This window comes from Pseudomonas sp. RL_15y_Pfl2_60, from assembly GCF_963970595.1.
GTDB lineage: Bacteria > Pseudomonadota > Gammaproteobacteria > Pseudomonadales > Pseudomonadaceae > Aquipseudomonas.
This window is the reverse complement of the sequence record NZ_CAXAOE010000005.1, coordinates 278,965-297,290: the sequence shown is the minus strand read 5'-3', so window position 1 is coordinate 297,290 and position 18,326 is coordinate 278,965. Positions and strand designations below refer to the sequence as shown.

Annotated in this window: 15 protein-coding genes; 12 read left to right on the top strand and 3 right to left on the bottom strand. The window is 56.0% G+C overall.

Annotated features, from left to right (window positions below; all coding sequences use genetic code 11):
• Position 1: 1 nt before the first annotated feature.
• Positions 2-1,381: an L-serine ammonia-lyase gene (locus AACY26_RS15615; RefSeq protein ID WP_339515519.1), complete on the bottom strand. Its 1,380-nt coding sequence runs from the start codon at positions 1,379-1,381 to the stop codon at positions 2-4.
• 26 nt (positions 1,382-1,407) lie between these two features.
• Between AACY26_RS15615 and AACY26_RS15610 the strand changes: the two genes are divergently transcribed.
• From AACY26_RS15610 to AACY26_RS15590, 5 genes are all read left to right on the top strand, one after another.
• A complete protein-coding gene (locus AACY26_RS15610) occupies positions 1,408-1,665 on the top strand; it encodes a hypothetical protein (protein ID WP_339515518.1) in 258 nt (85 codons plus the stop codon).
• A gap of 758 nt (positions 1,666-2,423) precedes the next feature.
• Positions 2,424-3,620, top strand: coding sequence for a quaternary amine ABC transporter ATP-binding protein (locus AACY26_RS15605; RefSeq protein WP_339515516.1), 1,197 nt, complete (start codon positions 2,424-2,426; stop codon positions 3,618-3,620).
• A gap of 2 nt (positions 3,621-3,622) precedes the next feature.
• Complete coding sequence (locus AACY26_RS15600) at positions 3,623-4,507, top strand: ABC transporter permease (RefSeq protein WP_339515515.1); 885 nt, start codon at positions 3,623-3,625, stop codon at positions 4,505-4,507.
• 36 nt (positions 4,508-4,543) lie between these two features.
• Positions 4,544-5,488: a choline ABC transporter substrate-binding protein gene (locus tag AACY26_RS15595; protein WP_339515514.1), complete on the top strand. Its 945-nt coding sequence runs from the start codon at positions 4,544-4,546 to the stop codon at positions 5,486-5,488.
• Positions 5,489-5,716: 228 nt separating this feature from the next.
• Positions 5,717-6,574 carry a glycine betaine ABC transporter substrate-binding protein gene (locus tag AACY26_RS15590; RefSeq protein ID WP_339515513.1) on the top strand — a complete coding sequence of 286 codons (858 nt, stop codon included), beginning with the start codon at positions 5,717-5,719 and terminating at the stop codon, positions 6,572-6,574.
• Positions 6,575-6,641: 67 nt separating this feature from the next.
• Here the strand turns inward: AACY26_RS15590 and AACY26_RS15585 are convergent, their stop codons facing one another.
• The gene (locus tag AACY26_RS15585; RefSeq protein ID WP_339515512.1) at positions 6,642-7,013 is read right to left on the bottom strand and encodes a MarR family winged helix-turn-helix transcriptional regulator; all 372 of its coding nucleotides are present in this window, start codon (positions 7,011-7,013) and stop codon (positions 6,642-6,644) included.
• Positions 7,014-7,220: 207 nt separating this feature from the next.
• Between AACY26_RS15585 and AACY26_RS15580 the strand changes: the two genes are divergently transcribed.
• From AACY26_RS15580 to AACY26_RS15570, 3 genes are read left to right on the top strand one after another with little or no spacing between them, the layout of a single operon-like run.
• Positions 7,221-8,405 carry an efflux RND transporter periplasmic adaptor subunit gene (locus AACY26_RS15580; protein ID WP_339515511.1) on the top strand — a complete coding sequence of 395 codons (1,185 nt, stop codon included), beginning with the start codon at positions 7,221-7,223 and terminating at the stop codon, positions 8,403-8,405.
• Between the two features lie 12 nt (positions 8,406-8,417).
• Complete coding sequence (locus AACY26_RS15575; RefSeq protein WP_339515510.1) at positions 8,418-11,555, top strand: efflux RND transporter permease subunit; 3,138 nt, start codon at positions 8,418-8,420, stop codon at positions 11,553-11,555.
• A complete protein-coding gene (locus AACY26_RS15570; protein ID WP_339515509.1) occupies positions 11,552-12,982 on the top strand; it encodes an efflux transporter outer membrane subunit in 1,431 nt (476 codons plus the stop codon). The genes AACY26_RS15575 and AACY26_RS15570 overlap by 4 nt, the downstream gene beginning before the upstream one ends.
• 14 nt (positions 12,983-12,996) lie before the next feature.
• Here AACY26_RS15570 and AACY26_RS15565 read toward each other — a convergent pair whose 3' ends face one another.
• Positions 12,997-13,587 carry an NAD(P)H-dependent oxidoreductase gene (locus tag AACY26_RS15565; RefSeq protein ID WP_339515508.1) on the bottom strand — a complete coding sequence of 197 codons (591 nt, stop codon included), beginning with the start codon at positions 13,585-13,587 and terminating at the stop codon, positions 12,997-12,999.
• Between the two features lie 171 nt (positions 13,588-13,758).
• Here AACY26_RS15565 and AACY26_RS15560 point away from each other — a divergent pair, with 171 nt between their 5' ends.
• From AACY26_RS15560 to betA, 4 genes are all read left to right on the top strand, one after another.
• Entirely contained in the window at positions 13,759-14,064 is a 306-nt protein-coding gene (locus AACY26_RS15560; RefSeq protein WP_339515507.1) for a putative quinol monooxygenase, read from the top strand.
• 117 nt (positions 14,065-14,181) lie between these two features.
• A complete protein-coding gene (gene betI / locus AACY26_RS15555) occupies positions 14,182-14,772 on the top strand; it encodes a transcriptional regulator BetI (RefSeq protein ID WP_339515506.1) in 591 nt (196 codons plus the stop codon).
• Positions 14,773-15,052: 280 nt separating this feature from the next.
• Complete coding sequence (gene betB, locus AACY26_RS15550) at positions 15,053-16,525, top strand: betaine-aldehyde dehydrogenase (protein ID WP_339515505.1); 1,473 nt, start codon at positions 15,053-15,055, stop codon at positions 16,523-16,525.
• 77 nt (positions 16,526-16,602) lie between these two features.
• Positions 16,603-18,303 carry a choline dehydrogenase gene (gene betA, locus AACY26_RS15545; RefSeq protein ID WP_339515504.1) on the top strand — a complete coding sequence of 567 codons (1,701 nt, stop codon included), beginning with the start codon at positions 16,603-16,605 and terminating at the stop codon, positions 18,301-18,303.
• Positions 18,304-18,326 lie beyond the last annotated feature (23 nt).

The window sequence follows — 18,326 nt, the reverse complement described above, 5'->3', positions numbered from 1 at the left end:
ATCAACACTCGATGGCACTCACGGCTAAACCACCGCGTGAGGTCTCTTTGTATTTATCCTGCATATCAGCCCCAGTATCTCGCATGGTGCGGATCACTCGATCCAGAGAAATAAAGTGTTTGCCATCACCGCGCAGCGCCATTTGTGCTGCGTTGATGGCCTTGACTGCCGCAATTGCATTGCGCTCGATACAGGGCACTTGCACCAATCCGCCAACCGGGTCGCAAGTCAGGCCAAGGTTATGTTCCAAACCAATTTCGGCTGCGTTTTCGAGCTGTTCCGGGGTCGCACCAAGAATTTCAGCCAGCCCGGCCGCAGCCATGGCGCAGGCTGAGCCTACTTCGCCCTGGCAACCCACTTCGGCGCCCGAGATAGATGCATTCTTTTTGCACAGGATGCCGATGGCGGCAGCACTGAGCAGGTAATCGACCACGTCGTCTTCGCACGCGTCGGGGTTGAACTTCATGTAGTAATGCAAAACGGCTGGAATAATGCCCGCAGCACCATTGGTTGGTGCGGTGACCATGCGTCCCCCCGCGGCGTTTTCCTCGTTGACCGCCAAGGCGAAGAGGTTGACCCACTCCATTGCCGACAACGTTGAACCAATCACATTCGGTTTGCCCAGCTCTTGCAGGCTGCGATGCAACTTGGCGGCGCGCCGCTGGACGTGCAGGCCACCAGGCAACACACCTTCATGGCGCAAGCCTTGCTCCACACAATCACGCATGGCCTGCCACAGCGTCAGCAAGCCGCTGCGAATCTGAGCCTTGGTGCGCCAGGCTTGTTCGTTTGCCATCATCAATTCGCTGACCCGCAAGTTGTGCTGCTGGCACAACTGCAGCAACTGGGCAGCGCTGGAGAAATCATAAGGCAGCAAGGTGTCGTCCTGGTCCAGCTTGCCGGTCGCCGCTTGCTCCTCATCAACCACAAAGCCGCCCCCGACTGAATAGTAGGTGTTGCGATGCAACTCCAGTTGTTCGGCTCCAAAGGCAATCAGGGTCAGTGCATTGGGGTGGTAAGGCAGGTTCTCGTCGAGCAACAACATGTCGCACTGCCAATCAAAACGGATCAGCGGACCGCCGCCCAGTTGCAGCAACTGATCGTTCTTCAGCACCTCGATTCGTGGCAGCACCTGACGCGGGTCAACGCTGTCAGGCTGCTCACCCATCAACCCGATCAGCACCGCATTGTCACTGCCATGGCCAACGCCGGTTGCGGCAAGCGAACCATAAAGGCGTACTTCTATGCGCTCGATTCGCGCCAGCAGATGGCGCTCCTGCAGTGCGCCTAAAAACAAGGCAGCCGCACGCATGGGGCCAACCGTATGCGAGCTGGAAGGACCGATACCAATCTTGAACAGGTCAAATACACTGATAGCCACGACAGTTTCCTCAAGGGAATTGTTGTTTGGCGGCCATCATCAAGTTTTCAGCGCACAACAGACGCCTGACACCGACTTACTCATATCCAAATCCGTCAATGCCCAATCGCCAGCACTGCTTTGCTGGCTCGATACCCAATAGCGATCAACAATCGAATGCGGTGTTTTTCAACAACATTGGCAGTTTGGTTCCTGAGGCATCTCCAAGGTCTGAAATGATGTTTATCAAGCTGCCCAAATCAATGAAATATCTAACAAAATCCATGCACAAAAAACCTGGATAAGAGCGAAAAAAACAACAAATGACCGACTAAATACGCCTCGCAGCAGCGGTAAAAATGTGCAATAAAAACTACACTCAGGTGTGAAAATTCGCAAAAAAACAGATTTTTTTCAGTTTTTTTTATTTACGCCACAGGCCCCGGCCTACGGCGGCTGCGTCCGACTCAAATGCTGAAAACCACGTACGGCGCGGCTTCCAGCCTTGGCCTTGAGACTAAAAAGTCTGTTATGGTTTTAATAGGTATGCGCAATGTCGCCGCCCAACACGTCAGGGTCGCTAATCGACAATTGTCGCCACTAGAAGCCTATATCGTTGAGTCAGCCGATTTCGTCGCTGTTGCTTGAAACCGAGCAAACAGACCGAGGCAAACTGCCTTGGACCGAAGTAATAAAAACGTGCTGGCCAACCACCGAGCGGGCGCCAGCCCAACAAGAAAATTCGGATGTACGCGCATCTCAGGTTGAGATGTGTTCACCCAAAGGATTGGGCTTCAAAACACTGCCAGAGGGTTTGGAAAGCAGTTTGCAGCACGGCACAACGAAGGTTTATCACAATCACTACACTGAATCGTCCACCGCCTTAACGGCACATGGAGCGAATCTGTGGTGGCGTCCGATAAAACCTCAAGCGCAGCGCAGCAATTGGCCAACCATATCCTGGAACCACGTAAACCCACACAGACACGAACAGTCGGCATCACCCTGCTTTGCAGGGTTCCGCGTAACTGATCTGGATGTCTTCTGAAGGGGAACAAATCCCATGCAGTCTGGAAAAATCGTCGTAAAGAACCTGTACAAGGTTTTTGGCCAAAATGAACAAGAAGCAATCGACCTGCTTAAAGAAGGTTGGAGCAAAGATAAAATCCTTGCGGAAAAGGGCTCTGTAATCGGGGTCAGCGACGTATCCTTTAGCGTCGAGGAAGGTGAGATTTTTGTACTGATGGGCCTGTCCGGCTCGGGTAAATCCACCCTGATTCGACTGATAAACCGCCTGGTTGAACCCAGCGCAGGTGATGTTTTCATCGATGGGCAGAACGTTGCAAAGCTGCCTAAGTCGCAATTGATTGACCTGCGTCGTCGTGACATGAGCATGGTCTTTCAGTCCTTCGCGTTGATGCCCTCTCGCACCGTGCTGGACAACGCAGCCTTCGGCCTTGAAGTGGCTGGCATCAGCCGCAAAGAGCGCGAAGAACGGGCAATGAAAGTGCTCACCCAGGTGGGTCTCGACACCTTTGCCCATAAGCATCCCCATGAATTATCCGGCGGCATGCAACAACGTGTTGGCCTGGCCCGCGCACTGGCCGTCGACCCGTCGATGATCATCATGGATGAGGCCTTCTCCGCACTCGATCCGCTCAAGCGCCGTGAAATGCAAGACGTGCTGCTAGAGCTGCAAAAGACCCATCGCCGCACCATCATCTTCGTATCCCACGATATTGAAGAAGCCATGCGCATCGGTAACCGCATCGGCATCATGGAAGGCGGCAAGCTGATTCAGGTCGGCACCCCGCAAGAGTTGGTCGACAACCCGGCCAATGACTATGTGCGTAACTTCTTCGACACCGTGGACACCAACCGCTACCTGACCGCTGGCCAACTCAAGGCCGACAGCGTGCCGCTGTTCGTCCACAACGGCAGCGCACCTGACGCGCAGATGGTGTGCCAAAAGCTGCAAGACATGGACAAGCATTACGCATTCATCGTCGACCAGGACAACGTTTTCCAAGGTTCTATCAGCCTCGAAAAAATCGCCCTGCTGGTCGAAGACGGCCAGCCACATGCTCTGGATGCTGATGTCCTCAAGAAGATTGAGTGCGCCCCTGAAGACATGCCGCTTAACGAAGTGATTGAGCGCCTGGTTGATAACGAAGGCCCGATTCCGGTCAAAGATGAAAATGGTCGCTACAGCGGTGCAATCAGCAAGGGTCGTCTGCTGACCCGCATGCAGGGAGACTAATTATGAGCGATAAAAAACTCGACCTTGGCAGCTGGGTAAATGATGTTGTTCAGCATTTGCTGGACAACTACAGCGGCGCATTCGACAGCATTGGCCAGGTTGTCAGTGGTTTCTCCGAAGCCATTGAAGCCATCTTGATGTTCCCGCCAGCCTGGCTGTTGATCGCTATTTTTGTTGCCCTGGGCATTTGGCGCATCGGCTTACGCTTCGCAATCTTCACCGCCATCTCTTTCGTGCTGATCGTAATGACCGGCTTCTGGGAGCAGACGGTGGTCACCCTGGGCCTGACCTTCTCGGCAACGCTTATCAGTTTGATTCTTGGTATTCCGCTGGGCATCTGGGCAGCGAAAAGCGAGCGCGTGGCGATGATTATCCGCCCCATCCTCGATTTCATGCAGACCATGCCAGCCTTCGTTTACCTGATTCCGGCGGCCATGCTCTTCGGCCTCGGCCGCGTACCCGGCATCATCGCAACGGTGATCTTCGCGATGCCGCCAGCAGTACGCTTGACCAGCCTGGGTATTCGTCAGGTGAACAAGGAAATCGTCGAAGCCGGCCAGTCGTTTGGCTGTAACGGTCGCCAATTATTGTTCAAGGTACAGCTGCCAAATGCGATGCCGTCGATCATGGCGGGCGTTAACCAGACCATCATGATGGCCCTGTCGATGGTGATTATTGCCTCGATGGTCGGCGCGGGCGGCTTGGGTAACGACGTGCTGGCGAGCATCCAACGTCTGGATATCGGTCTAGGCTTTGAAAGCGGCATGGCCGTGGTGTTGCTGGCAATCATCCTTGACCGCATTACTGAAAGCTTCGGCACACCTAAGCAAGAGAATAGTCGTAGCAGCGTTGTCACTTGGTTGAGCGCAAAACTACAACGCCAATAAATAAGCCTTACATTCTAAAAGACTAGGGAGTTGCCGATGAACACGATCAAGACACTTGCAGGAGTTGGCCTGCTGGCTTGCGCAATGATGCAAGGCGCATGGGCGGCAGAGCCGGCGAGCTGTAAACAGGTCAAGTTTGCCGAGATTGGCTGGGCCGATATCTCAGCCACCACCGGCGTGGCCATGACCCTGACTGAAGGCTTGGGCTATCAGCCGCGCAAAATCCTCGCTTCAGTGCCTATCGCGTTCACTGGCGTGAAAAAGAAACAAATCGATGTCTTCCTTGGCTACTGGGCACCTTCGATGGATGCGGTCATTGAACCTTTCCTCAAGGACGGCGGGGTCAAGGTTCTGCCCAAAGCCAACCTCGAAGGTGCCAAGTACACGCTGGCGGTACCAACCTACGCAGCAGAAGCTGGCCTCAAGAGCTTCCAGGACATCGCCAAGTTCAAAGATCAGCTCGGCGGCAAGATCTACGGTATCGAACCCGGTAATGACGGCAACCTGCTGATCGAGAAGATGATCAAAGGTAACCAGTTCGACCTCGGCGACTTCCGTATGGTTGAGTCCAGCGAAGCCGGTATGCTGGTCCAGGTTCAGCGCGCTGTGAAGAAGAAAGAGCCAGTGGTTTTCCTGGGTTGGGCACCGCACCCGATGAACACTCAGTTTGACCTGACTTACCTCTCCGGCGGCGACGATGTATTTGGCCCGGATTACGGCGCAGCCAAGGTCTATACCGTGGTTTCGCCAGGCTACGAAGAGCAATGCCCTAACGTTGGCAAGCTGCTCAACAACCTGCAGTTCACTGTCGAAATCGAAAGCCAGTTGATGGAAAAAGTGCTCGACAAGCAGAACCCGACCACCGTGGCCAAAGAGTGGATCAAGGCGCACCCCGAAGCACTCGACAAGTGGCTTGCCGGTGTAACCACCGTTGACGGTGAAGACGGTGTTGCTGCCGTCAAGAAATTCGTCGGCCTGTAAAATTGCCGATCAGGATCAACACGTTCGCGCCAATAAATATTGGCGCGAAGGTTTGATAAAGCCAGGCAAACCCTGTTTGCCAGCTTGCTGGACGACTCATTTCGCAATGAGTGTCCCTGTGGTCCAAGAGGGTGTAGCCAGCATGTCGTCGGCTGCCACAAGGCCCGCAATCAGAACGAGCCAGTAAACCTATAACAACTGCCACTCACACTGACGGAGCAAAACCCTATGCGTAGAATCAAATCACTGTGCCTGCAAGGCCTCGGCGTCGCAGCCTTGGCACTTGGCATGTCATCGGCAATGGCGGCTGACAAGCCAGAGCTGAAAATCGGTTTCGTAAACGGCTGGGACGACAGCGTCGCGGTCAGCAATGTCGCGGCTGAAGTACTCGAAAGCAAACTCGGCTACAGCGTCAAGCTGCAAGCGGTAGAACCTGCAATCATGTGGCAAGGCGTGGCCCGTGGTGACCTTGATGTCACCCTTTCAGCCTGGCTGCCGACCACCCATGGTGAATACTTCAAGCGTTTCAAAGACAAGGTTGAAGTCCTGGGCACCAACTATCAAGGCGCTAAAATCGGCCTGATCGTGCCCGACTACTTCGCAGCTAAAAGCATCGAAGACCTGAACCAGTACAGCAAAGACATCGACGGCAAGATTACCGGTATCGATGCAGGTGCAGGCGTTATGCGCCGCACCGAAGACGCTATCAAGCAGTACAACCTCGACATCAAGCTGATGCCAAGCTCTGGCCCAGGCATGGCCACTGCCCTGGCGCGCGCCGAGAAAGACAAGAAGGCAATCGTTGTAACCGGCTGGATTCCACACTGGATGTTCGCCAAATGGAAACTGCGCTTTCTTGATGACCCGAAAAAAGTCTTCGGCGATGACGAGCACGTAGACACAGTAGCCAACCCAGCACTGGCAACTAAAGCACCGGATGCCGCAGCCTTCCTGAAGAAAATCTCCTGGAGTGGCGAAGAAGTGGGTTCGGTCATGCTGGCTATCCGTGAAGGCGCTGACCCTAAAGACGCAGCCAAAAAGTGGATTGCCGACAACCCTGAACGCGTCGCTGAATGGCTTAAATAAGCCGTATCAAGCTCACCATTAAAAAAGCGGACTTCGGTCCGCTTTTTTTTGGGCAAGCACAGCTGGCTTAATCAGCTGGCACGCACTTGTTCAGCAGCGCCAGCAGAGTCTCGCGTTCTGCATCACTAAGGGGGGCGAATGCAGCCGTTTCAGCTTCATAAAAAATTGTCAGAGCCAGATCCTTCACCTGCGCGCCTTGTTCGGTAACGCTCAACTGCACGCTGCGTTGATCTTGCGGGTCTGGCTCGCGCTTTATCCAGCCGCGCCCTTCAAGGGTACGCACCCGGCGCGTAATCAAGGCTTTGTCGCAGCCATTGAGTTTTGTCAGCGCGAGCGGGTTCAGGCCCGGCTGCTCCGCCAACTGTTCCAGCAACAAGACATCAGGCGGATTAAGCGCAAGATTAGCTTCACGCATATCGCGTAGAACACGGTGCTTCATACCCATGATCAGACGACGCAAAGTGCGGGATAACGCTTGGTTGGTCACGGCGGAAACACTCGGAAGTAAGGATTCTGTAAACAATGTTGACTCTGTCAACCTTATCGCGAGAATGTTGACCCTATCAACTATATCGCCATATAAGCTGGACCCGCCCGCTGGATACAGCAGCGCTGACTACCAGCAGGTCGTAATGGAGAGCAGGGCATGCAAGGCTTCTTTAAATCCATACTGATTAGCTCGATGGTTGCATTGAGTCTTGTGTTAACTGGCTGCAACGAAACCAGCGCTCCGACAGAGAAAAAGCCACAACAGGTTGGCATAGTCACCCTCAAGGCCAAACGTTTCGAGCAAACGGTCGAGTTGCCGGGCCGCACCACGGCATTACGGATCGCCGAGGTTCGTCCTCAGGTTGATGGCATCATCCTCAAGCGCCTGTTCGAAGAAGGCCATGATGTCAAAGCAGGCCAGTTGCTCTACCAGATCGACCCGGCCACGTATCAAGCAACGCTGAAGAGCGCCGAGGCGACGCTGGCTTCAGCCAGGGCCAAAGCCAAGCGTTATCAGTTACTGGTCGCCAGCCAGGCGGTGAGTCAACAGGATTACGAAGCCGCCCGCGCTGCAAGCCTCGAAGCGGAAGCCGCCGCAGACCAAGCCCGAATCAACCTGCGCTATAGCAAGATCACAGCTCCCATCAGCGGCCGCATCGGGCGCTCGGCCATTACCGAAGGCGCGCTGGTGACCAATGGCCAGAGCACTGCCCTGGCCACCATCAAGCAATACGATCCTATTTATGTCGACGTTACCCAGTCGGTCAAAGACCAACTGGCACTGCGCTCGGCCATCGCCGCGGGAGAGCTCGACAAGGCTGGCAAGAACCAGGCGAAAGCCCGGCTGATTCTTCCGGACGGCAGTGAATATCAGCACACCGGCACGCTGCAGTTTTCCGAGGTTTCAGTTGATGAAACAACCGGCTCGGTCACACTGCGCGCCGTATTCCCTAACCCCGACCACATCCTGCTGCCCGGAATGTTCGTGCACACCAAGTTGATCAGCGGCGTGCGTAAACAGGCCATTCTCGCACCGCAGCAAGGCATTACCCGCGACCACAAGGGCGAACCTGTTGCCATGCTGGTGGATGCCAATAACAAAGTGGGGCTGCGCCCAATCACGACTCACAGCACTTCCGGCAGCAACTGGCTGGTCACCGCTGGACTCAAGGATGGCGACCGCTTGATCACCGAAGGGCTGCAATATGTGCTGCCTGGCGACAGCGTCAAGCCAGTACCTGCGCAGAACATCAAAGCCGAATCTGAAGCTGAACCGCAAGCCGAGGTTGAGACCGAAGTCGACCCCGCCACCATTCCGGCACCTGCCGCTGACCCTCAATAAGGAGCGGCACGCATGTCTCGTTTTTTTATCGACCGGCCGATCTTTGCCTGGGTCATTGCGCTGATGATCATGCTGGTCGGCAGCCTGGCCATCCTCAATCTGCCGATCAACCAGTACCCCAGCATCGCAGCACCGGCCATCGGCATCAGAGTCAACTACCCCGGTGCGTCTGCGCAAACCGTCCAGGATACTGTCGCCCAGGTGATCGAGCAGCAACTCAACGGCCTCGACAACCTGCGCTACATCTCCTCGGAAAGTAACTCAGATGGCACCATGACCATCACAGTAACCTTCGATCAGGGCACCGATGCCGATACCGCCCAGGTGCAAGTGCAGAACAAGCTGCAACTGGCAACGCCGCTACTGCCACAAGAGGTGCAGCAGCAAGGCATTCGTGTCACCAAGGCTGTGCGTAACTTCCTGATGATTGTCGGCGTGGTCTCGACAGATGGCAGCATGGATCGCGACGATCTCGCCGACTACATTGTCTCCAATATCCAGGATCCGCTACTGCGGGCCAAAGGTGTAGGCGACTTCCAGATCTTTGGTGCGCAGTACGCCATGCGTATCTGGCTCAACCCGGAAAAGCTGAATAACTACCAACTGACGCCGGTGGATGTCAAAACCGCCATTCAAGCGCAGAACGTGCAAATTTCATCGGGCCAGTTCGGTCAATTACCGGCCCAAAATGGCCAGCAGCTGAATGCAACCATCATCGGCAAAACCCGATTGCAAACCCCGGAGCAATTCGAAGACATCCTGATCAAGGTCAACGCTGACGGCTCACAGGTTCGCCTCGGCGATATCGCCAAGGTTGAGTTAGGCGGGGAAAACTACAGCACCTCGGCAGAATATAACGGTAAACAAGCCGCTGGCATGGCCATCAGGCTGGCCACTGACGCCAACGCACTAGAGACCTCGGCAGCCATTCGCAGCACCCTCGAAGACCTCAAGCCATTCTTCCCGAAAGGCCTTGAAATCGTTTATCCCAACGACACAACTCCAGTGATCGCCGGCTCGATCAAAGAGGTGATTTTCACCCTGATGGAAGCCATAGTCCTGGTGTTCTGCGTGATGTACCTATTCTTGCAGAACTTCCGCGCCACGCTGATCCCAACCCTGGCCGTGCCGGTTGTGTTGCTCGGCACTTTTGCAGTGCTTGATGCATTCGGCTTCAGCATTAATACCCTGACCATGTTCGGCATGGTGCTGGCCATTGGTTTGCTAGTGGATGACGCCATCGTCGTGGTCGAAAACGTTGAGCGGGTCATGGCCGAAGACAAGCTCTCCCCGCTCGAAGCCACACGCAAGTCCATGGGCCAGATCCAGGGGGCACTGGTCGGTATTGCCTTGGTGCTGTCCGCCGTATTTCTACCGATGGCATTTTTCGGCGGCTCGACCGGAGTGATCTATCGCCAGTTCTCGATCACCATCGTTGCCGCCATGGGCCTCTCGGTACTGGTTGCCTTGATCTTCACCCCAGCGCTGTGCGCGACCCTGCTCAAGCCGATCAAAGACGGCGAGGTCCACAGCAAGCGCGGCTTCTTCGGCTGGTTCAACAGAACCTTCGAGCGCGGAGTAAGCGGCTATGAGCGTAGCGTTGTCAGCATTCTCAAGCACAAGCTGCCCTACCTCATCCTTTATGCATTGATCCTGTGCATCATTGCCTGGATGTTCAGCCGCATTCCCAGCGCCTTCCTGCCCGAGGAAGACCAAGGCTCGTTCTATGCTCAGGTGCAAACACCTGCAGGCTCGAGCATGGCTCGAACCAAGGAAGTCGTGGACCAGGTGCGTGACTACCTGCTCAATGAAGAAGGCGATATTGTCGAGTCGGTATTCAGTATCAGCGGTTTCAACTTCGCAGGTCGCGGGCAAAGCTCCGGCATGGCCTTTGTCACCCTCAAGCCTTGGGAAGAACGCCCCGGCGAGGTCAACAGCGTCTTCAGCCTGGTAACCCGTGCCCAGGCGCGCTTCCGCTCCATCACCGACGCCCTGGTGTTTGCCTTTGCCCCACCTTCAATTCGTGAACTGGGTAACTCCAGCGGCTTTGACATGTTTCTGCAAGATCGTGCTGGGGTCGGCCACGAGGTCATGACTGAAGCGCGGGACCAGTTGCTCAAGATGGCACGCGAGAATCCGGCACTCACCGGCGTGCGGGCTAACGGTCTGAAAGACGAGCCGCAATACCAACTGGAAATCGACGACGAGCGAGCGCGAGCGCTGGGTTTGAGTCTCAGCGACATCAACAGCACACTGTCGATTGCCTGGGGCTCCAGCTACGTTAACGACTTCATCGACAAAGGGCGGGTGAAGAAGGTCTACCTGCAAGGTGAGGCTGCGGCACGCATGTCCCCTGAAGACTTGAATAAATGGTACGTGCGCAACAGCGCCGGCAAAATGGTGCCCTTCAGCGCTTTTGCTGGCGGCAAATGGGTCTCGGGCTCACCAAAGCTGCAGCGCTATAACGGCGTTTCAGCCATGGAGGTTCTCGGCGCGCCTGCCGAGGGCTACAGCACCGGCGATGCCATGCAGGCCATGGAAGAAATGGCCGCCCAATTGCCGGTAGGCGTGGGTTATTCCTGGACGGGCATATCCTATGAAGAACGTTTGTCTGGCTCACAAGCCCCCGCCCTATACGCCTTGTCGATGATTTTCGTGTTCCTGTGCCTGGCTGCACTCTATGAAAGCTGGACCATTCCACTGGCGGTCTTGCTCGTGGTGCCGCTGGGCATAGTCGGTGCGCTGCTGGCTACCAGCATGCGCGGGCTGTCCAATGACGTGTTCTTCCAGGTTGGTTTGCTTACAACCATTGGCCTGGTGGCGAAGAACGCCATTTTGATCATCGAGTTCGCCAAAGAACTCAACGACCAGGGCAAAGGCCTTGTCGAGGCCACGCTGGAAGCCTGCCGCATGCGCTTGCGACCGATCATCATGACCTCGCTGGCCTTTATTCTCGGCGTGGTGCCACTGGCCATATCCAGCGGTGCGGGTGCGGGCAGCCAGCATGCAATCGGCACCGGCGTTATCGGCGGCATGCTCAGCGCAACCCTGTTGGCCATCTTCTGGGTGCCACTGTTCTTTGTCTTGGTCAGTTCCTGGTTCAAACCCAAAAAGCGTGCAAAGACTGCGCAGGATGAGGTGCAGCCATGAATAAATTTACCCTGAGCCTGCTCAGCCTCGCACTGCTGGGTGGCTGCTCGATGAACCCGGAGTACAGCCAGCCAGAGTCACCGGTTACTGCGGTTTATCCAAGTGCTGGCGCCTACCCGACGCAGGGCACGACCGAGGCCGCGCAACTTCAGGAGTGGCGCAGTTTTTTCAAGGACCCGGCGCTGATCAAGCTGATCGAGCAATCGCTTAACAACAACCGCGACTTGCGTGTTGCGGCCTTGAATGTAGAGGCGTATCAGGCGCAATACCGCATCCAGCGGGCCGAGCTGTTCCCTGAAGTAAATGCCAATGGCACGGGCACCCGCCAGCGCATACCGGAAGGCGTCAACCAGAACAGCGACTCAAGCATCAACAGCCAATACAGCGCCACCTTGGGCGTCAGTGCCTGGGAGCTGGATTTCTTTGGCCGCCTGCGCAGCCTTAACCAGGCGGCGCTGGAGCAATATTTCGCCACCATCGAGGCGCAACAAAGTGTGCGCATCAGCTTGATCGCCAGCGTCGCCAATGCCTGGTTTACCTTGCAGGCCGACCGGCAACTGCTGCAACTCACAGAGCAGACGGTCAAGACCTATCAGGACAGCTATGACCTGACCAAGCGCAGCCTGGAGGCAGGGGCTGTTTCGGCGATTGTATTGAGCCAGGCGAAAACCTCGCTCGACGGCGCCAATGTAGTATTGGCCCAATATCGTCGGCAAGTGGCGCAGGACCAGAACGCACTGGTGCTATTGCTCGGTAGCGACCTGCCGCAAAACCTGCCGGCCAGCCCGAAACTGAGTGACACTTTGCTCACTGAAATGCCAGCTGGCCTGCCCTCGCAACTGCTGCAGCGGCGCCCTGATATTCTTCAGGCTGAACATATGCTCAAAGCCGCCAATGCCAATATTGGCGCTGCCCGCGCGGCCTTCTTTCCCAGCATCAGCCTGACCGCCAATGCAGGTACCATGAGCTCGTCGCTGTCAGACTTATTCAGTGGCGGCAGCGGCACTTGGCTGTTCCAACCAGAAATCAACCTGCCAATTTTCAACGCCGGACGCCTGAGCGCTTCACTGGACGTGGCTGAAATCGAGAAAACCAGCCAGGTCGCGCAATACGAAAAAGCCATTCAACTGGCCTTTCAAGAAGTATCCGATGGTTTGACCGCACGCCTGACCTACAAAGAACAGCTCGCCGCGCAACAGGCATTACTCGATAGCACCCAGCAGTACTTCGACTTGGCGCAGCAGCGCTATCGTGGCGGGGTCGACAGCTATTTGATTTTCCTCGATGCCCAGCGCTTGCTGTTTCAGGTGCGCCAGGACTTGATCAGCGATCGCCTCGCCCAACTCAGTAGCGAAGTAAACCTGTACAAAGCCCTGGGCGGTGGCTGGCAACCGGCAAGCGAGCTCGCCGACGGATCAGAACCCTAGCCCAAGATGTGTTCTTACTGAGCCAATGCGAACACCTCGGCCAAGTGCGCGGCATAACGTTTGCGATCTTGTTCAATTGCCGGGACCTTCATCACATCGTTACAGATGAAGGTCGGCAAGCCGCTCAGGCCCAGAAACTCGTTGGCCTTGTGAAACGGTAGATACACCGCGTCAACGCCTTTGCCAGCGAAGAAGTCAGTCGGGTCATCAAACGCCTGGGTTGGCGCATTCCAAGTCAATGAAAGCATGTACTGCTTGCCCTGCAACAAACCGCCGCTGCCGTATTTCTGCGAGCTGTCGGAGCGGGTGCGACCATCATTGGCGTACAGGCTGCCGTGACCCGCAGTAAACACCTCGTCGATGTACTTCTTGACCGTCCAGGGCGCGCCCATCCACCAGCCCGGCATTTGATAGATGATCACGTCAGCCCAGAGGAACTTCTCAACCTCCTCCTGAATATCGTAACCCTCATCGATACGGGTTGTTTTCAGCTCAAAACCTGCGTGGTCAAGCACCTGCAACGCAGTTTCATGCAGGGTGCTGTTATAGCGCCCCTCTGAGTGAGCAAATTGTTTACCGCCATCGAGCAGCAAAACCTTTTTCATCGTGTTAGCCATCACTAAATACCCAATAAGTTCAAAGTTGCGGGCAGTTTAAAGGCATCGCGCACCGCTAAAAACTGGCGGCCAGGCAAATAATATTTGCTTAAAAGTCATGAATAAAAACAGATTTACTGCTTTACAGTGCAATTATCAATCTACCTTTGAGTGCGTTTTATGAACAAGCCCTATGCCTTTATCCTCGACGCCTACACGCGCCCGGAACAGTCCGCCGCGTTCGCCGAACTGTTCGCTGGCTATATCCAAGCCAGCCGCGCCGAAAGTGGCTGTATCGAATACCACATGCTGCGCGACCCAATTGAGCCAACTCGCTTTACCTTTTATGAGGTCTGGCAAGATCAGGCGGCCTTCGACGAACACGTCGCGCTACCTCACATGCGTCAATTCCATGAGCAGCGCATGAACTACCTGAGCCGCGAGTTGCAAGTGCGCATGATTGAGCCCATAGCACCAACTGCCTAGCTGTACCCAGCGCGGTTGCAGCGGCATTTAGCCCATCAACAAGGCTGATATTGATTGATCGATCAACAAAAAAGGCCCTAGACTGGCACTCCTTTCATGTACCTGTTGGAGTCTTTAATGCCCAAGGTCGGAATGCAGCCGATCCGCCGTTCACAGCTTATTGCCGCCACCTTGCAGGCTGTTGACCAAGTTGGCATGAGCGACGCCAGCATTGCTTATATCGCCAAGCTGGCCGGTGTTTCCAACGGCATCATCAGCCATTATTTCCAAGACAAGAACGGCTTGCTCGAAGCCACCATGCGCCATTTGATGTTGGCCTTGAGCGATGCGGTTCGCTCAAGGCGCAGCGCGCTCAAGGACAACAGCCCAAGGGCGCACTTGCGCGCGATTATCGAAGGCAATTTTGATGACAGCCAGGTCAACGGCCCGGCGATGAAAACCTGGCTGGCCTTCTGGGCCAGCAGCATGCATCAACCTTCACTGCGCCGTTTGCAACGAGTCAACGACCACCGTTTGTACTCCAATCTCTGCGGGCAATTTCGCCGCGTACTCCCTCAAGAGCGGGCGCGCACTGCCGCACGCGGCATGGCCTCGCTGATTGATGGCTTATGGCTGCGGGGCGCATTGTCAGGTGAGGGTTTTGATACCGCCGAAGCGCTCAACATCGCCTACGACTATCTCGATATGCAACTTGGCGACGCAGCCTAAGCGTCGCTACAAGATCAGCATTCAAGCAACCCAAGCAGCAATCACTGAAACAGGCAAAAGCGCCTGAAAGCCGCGCAAACACTGTCGTTAACAGTGTGATTCAGGTCGCCCGCAAGCTTTTTATTGATTGATCGTTCAATAAAAATAACGTAGCCTAGTTTCATCTAGTCCGGCCGTAATTCTGCAGTTCAACACCTACTGCCACACCGCCGACACCTCAGGCACAGGCTTTTCAAGCCATCCGCCTGCCTTGCACAGCAGCACAAAAAGAGGATTTCCAATGGCTCGCTTCGAAGACCAGAAACTCTATATTGGTGGTCGCTACGTCGATTCCAGCAGCAACGCCACATTCGAAAGCATCAACCCCGCCACGGGTGAAGTCCTGGCCAATATCCAGCAAGCCAATCAGCAAGATGTCGACCATGCGGTTGCCAGTGCCAGCGCAGGGCAAAAAATCTGGGCCGCCATGACCGCCATGCAGCGCTCAAGAATTCTGCGCCGTGCTGTCGATATCCTGCGCGAACGCAACGATGAACTGGCCGAACTGGAAACCCTCGACACCGGCAAGCCTCTGTCGGAAACCCGCTTTGTCGATATTGTCACCGGCGCTGATGTACTTGAGTACTACGCAGGCTTGATTCCTGCGATCGAGGGCGAGCAGATTCCGCTGCGCGACAGCTCATTCGTCTACACCCGCCGCGAACCCCTTGGCGTAGTCGCGGGCATTGGCGCGTGGAACTACCCAATCCAGATCGCCATGTGGAAATCCGCTCCGGCATTGGCTGCCGGTAACGCGATGATCTTCAAGCCCAGTGAAGTCACCTCGCTGAGCGCGGTAAAGCTGGCTGAAATCTACACCGAAGCCGGGGTTCCGGACGGCGTATTCAACGTCCTCACGGGAAGCGGCAGCACCGTTGGCCAGATGCTGACCGAGCATCCAGGCATCGCCAAAGTGTCTTTCACCGGCGGCACCGTCACCGGTAAGAAAGTCATGGCCAGCGCCTCCAGCTCCTCGCTAAAGGAAGTGACCATGGAGCTCGGTGGCAAGTCGCCGCTGATCATCTTTGAAGATGCGGATCTGGACCGCGCCGCCGACATCGCGATGATGGCCAACTTCTACAGTTCGGGCCAGGTCTGCACCAATGGCACCCGGGTATTCGTGCCACGCATGCTGCAGTCGCGCTTCGAGAGCAAGATTGCCGAGCGGGTCAAACGTATTCGCTTGGGCGATCCGCAGGACGAGAACACCAATTTCGGCCCGCTGGTCAGCGAAAGTCATATGCAAAACGTGCTGCGTTATATCGAGACAGGCAAGGCGCAAGGCGCACGTTTGCTCTGTGGTGGCGCACGTGTAACCGAGGGTGAATTCGCCAAAGGCACCTATGTAGCGCCAACCGTGTTCACCGACTGCACCGATGACATGACCATCGCCCGTGAGGAGATCTTCGGCCCGGTCATGAGCATTTTGGTCTACGACACCGAAGATGAAGTGGTGCGCCGCGCCAACGATACCGACTATGGCCTGGCCGCCGGTTTGGTCACCCGCGACCTGAACCGTGCTCACCGGGTTATCCACAAGCTCGAAGCCGGTATTTGCTGGATCAACACCTGGGGCGAATCTGCCGCTGAAATGCCTGTCGGCGGCTACAAGCAGTCTGGCGTTGGCCGTGAGAACGGCTTGAGCACTTTGACCCATTACACGCGCATCAAGTCGATCCAAGTTGAATTGGGCGATTACGCCTCGGTTTTCTAAACGCAGCCACTGACTCTGGTTTAGAACGACGCTGCAGACAGAGCGTCATTGCAACCGCCGCAACGCAGGTAACGATCATGAAGCAAGAATTTGACTACATCATCATTGGCGCGGGCTCTGCCGGTAACGTGCTGGCCACCCGCCTGACCGAAGACAGCGATGTCAGCGTGCTGCTGCTCGAAGCTGGCGGTCCGGACTATCGCCTGGATTTCCGTACGCAAATGCCTGCTGCATTGGCCTTCCCCCTGCAAGGCCGTCGCTATAACTGGGCGTACGAAACCGACCCAGAACCCCATATGAATAACCGGCGCATGGAATGCGGTCGCGGCAAAGGCCTGGGCGGTTCATCGCTGATCAATGGCATGTGCTACATCCGTGGCAATGCCATGGATTACGACGGCTGGGCCAAGAATGCTGGGCTCGAAGACTGGAGCTATCACGACTGCCTGCCGTATTTTCGCAAGGCCGAGAGCCGCGACATCGGTGCCAATGCCTATCATGGCGGCGACGGGCCGGTGAGCGTATGCACCCCGAAAACCGGCAACAACCCATTATTCCACGCGATGATCGAAGCCGGTGTGCAGGCCGGTTACCCTCGCACCGACGACCTCAATGGCTTTCAACAAGAAGGCTTTGGGCCAATGGATCGTACGGTCACGCCAAAGGGACGCCGCGCCAGCACTGCACGCGGTTATCTTGACCAGGCCCGTGAGCGCAGCAACCTGACAATCGTCACCCACGCCCTGACCGACCGCATCCTGTTCAGTGGCAAACGTGCGACTGGCGTGGCTTACTTGCAAGGCGACAGCAATACCCCGGTGAATGTCACGGCGCGCCGTGAAGTGTTGCTGTGCAGTGGCGCGATTGCTTCACCGCAGATCCTGCAACGCTCAGGTGTTGGCCCGGCTCAGTTGCTCAAAGAGCTCGATATCGCGCTGGTCCACGACCTGCCCGGCGTGGGTGAAAACCTGCAGGACCACCTTGAAATGTATTTGCAGTACAGCTGCAAGCAACCAGTGTCGCTCTACCCCGCCTTAAAATGGTGGAACCAGCCGACAATTGGCGCCAAATGGATGTTCATGGGCAACGGCGTCGGTGCCAGCAACCAGTTTGAGGCGGGCGGTTTTATTCGCTCGCGTGAAGAGTTCGAGTGGCCAAATATTCAATATCACTTCTTGCCCGTGGCGATTAACTACAACGGCAGCAATGCGGTCAGCGAGCATGGTTTTCAGGCACATGTGGGCTCCATGCGCTCACCAAGCCGTGGCCGGGTGCGTGCCAAGTCCAAAGACCCGCGCCAGCACCCAAGCATCCTGTTCAACTACATGGCGCACGAACAGGACTGGCAAGAGTTCCGCGATGGTATTCGTATCACCCGCGAGATCATGGCGCAGGTTGCGCTAGACCCCTATCGAGGCCGCGAGATCAGTCCTGGGGTTGATGTCACCAGCGACGAACAGCTGGATAACTTTATCCGCGAACATGCCGAAACGGCTTTCCATCCCTCCTGCTCCTGCAAGATGGGTGAAGACGACATGGCTGTGGTTGATGGCCAGGGGCGTGTCCATGGCCTGCTGGGTTTGCGCGTAGTCGATGCCTCGATCATGCCGCTGATAACCACCGGCAACCTGAACGCCCCGACCATCATGATGGCCGAGAAAATCGCAGATAAAATTCGTGGCCGCGAGCCATTACCACGTAGCACTGCTCCGTACTATGTCGCCAATGGCGCAGCAGTGCGCGGGCCTGCCATGCGCGCACCGGCAACCGCACGATAAGCCTGCAAACAATCGGGGGCGAC

Coding starts and splice junctions, on each gene's coding strand:
- AACY26_RS15605 (WP_339515516.1), top strand. CDS start 2,424: ATGCAGTCTGGAAAAATCGTCGTAAAGAACCTGTACAAGGTTTTTGGC.
- AACY26_RS15600 (WP_339515515.1), top strand. CDS start 3,623: ATGAGCGATAAAAAACTCGACCTTGGCAGCTGGGTAAATGATGTTGTT.
- AACY26_RS15595 (WP_339515514.1), top strand. CDS start 4,544: ATGAACACGATCAAGACACTTGCAGGAGTTGGCCTGCTGGCTTGCGCA.
- AACY26_RS15590 (WP_339515513.1), top strand. CDS start 5,717: ATGCGTAGAATCAAATCACTGTGCCTGCAAGGCCTCGGCGTCGCAGCC.
- AACY26_RS15585 (WP_339515512.1), bottom strand. CDS start 7,013: ATGAAGCACCGTGTTCTACGCGATATGCGTGAAGCTAATCTTGCGCTT.
- AACY26_RS15580 (WP_339515511.1), top strand. CDS start 7,221: ATGCAAGGCTTCTTTAAATCCATACTGATTAGCTCGATGGTTGCATTG.
- AACY26_RS15575 (WP_339515510.1), top strand. CDS start 8,418: ATGTCTCGTTTTTTTATCGACCGGCCGATCTTTGCCTGGGTCATTGCG.
- AACY26_RS15570 (WP_339515509.1), top strand. CDS start 11,552: ATGAATAAATTTACCCTGAGCCTGCTCAGCCTCGCACTGCTGGGTGGC.
- AACY26_RS15565 (WP_339515508.1), bottom strand. CDS start 13,587: ATGAAAAAGGTTTTGCTGCTCGATGGCGGTAAACAATTTGCTCACTCA.
- AACY26_RS15560 (WP_339515507.1), top strand. CDS start 13,759: ATGAACAAGCCCTATGCCTTTATCCTCGACGCCTACACGCGCCCGGAA.
- betI (WP_339515506.1), top strand. CDS start 14,182: ATGCCCAAGGTCGGAATGCAGCCGATCCGCCGTTCACAGCTTATTGCC.
- betB (WP_339515505.1), top strand. CDS start 15,053: ATGGCTCGCTTCGAAGACCAGAAACTCTATATTGGTGGTCGCTACGTC.
- betA (WP_339515504.1), top strand. CDS start 16,603: ATGAAGCAAGAATTTGACTACATCATCATTGGCGCGGGCTCTGCCGGT.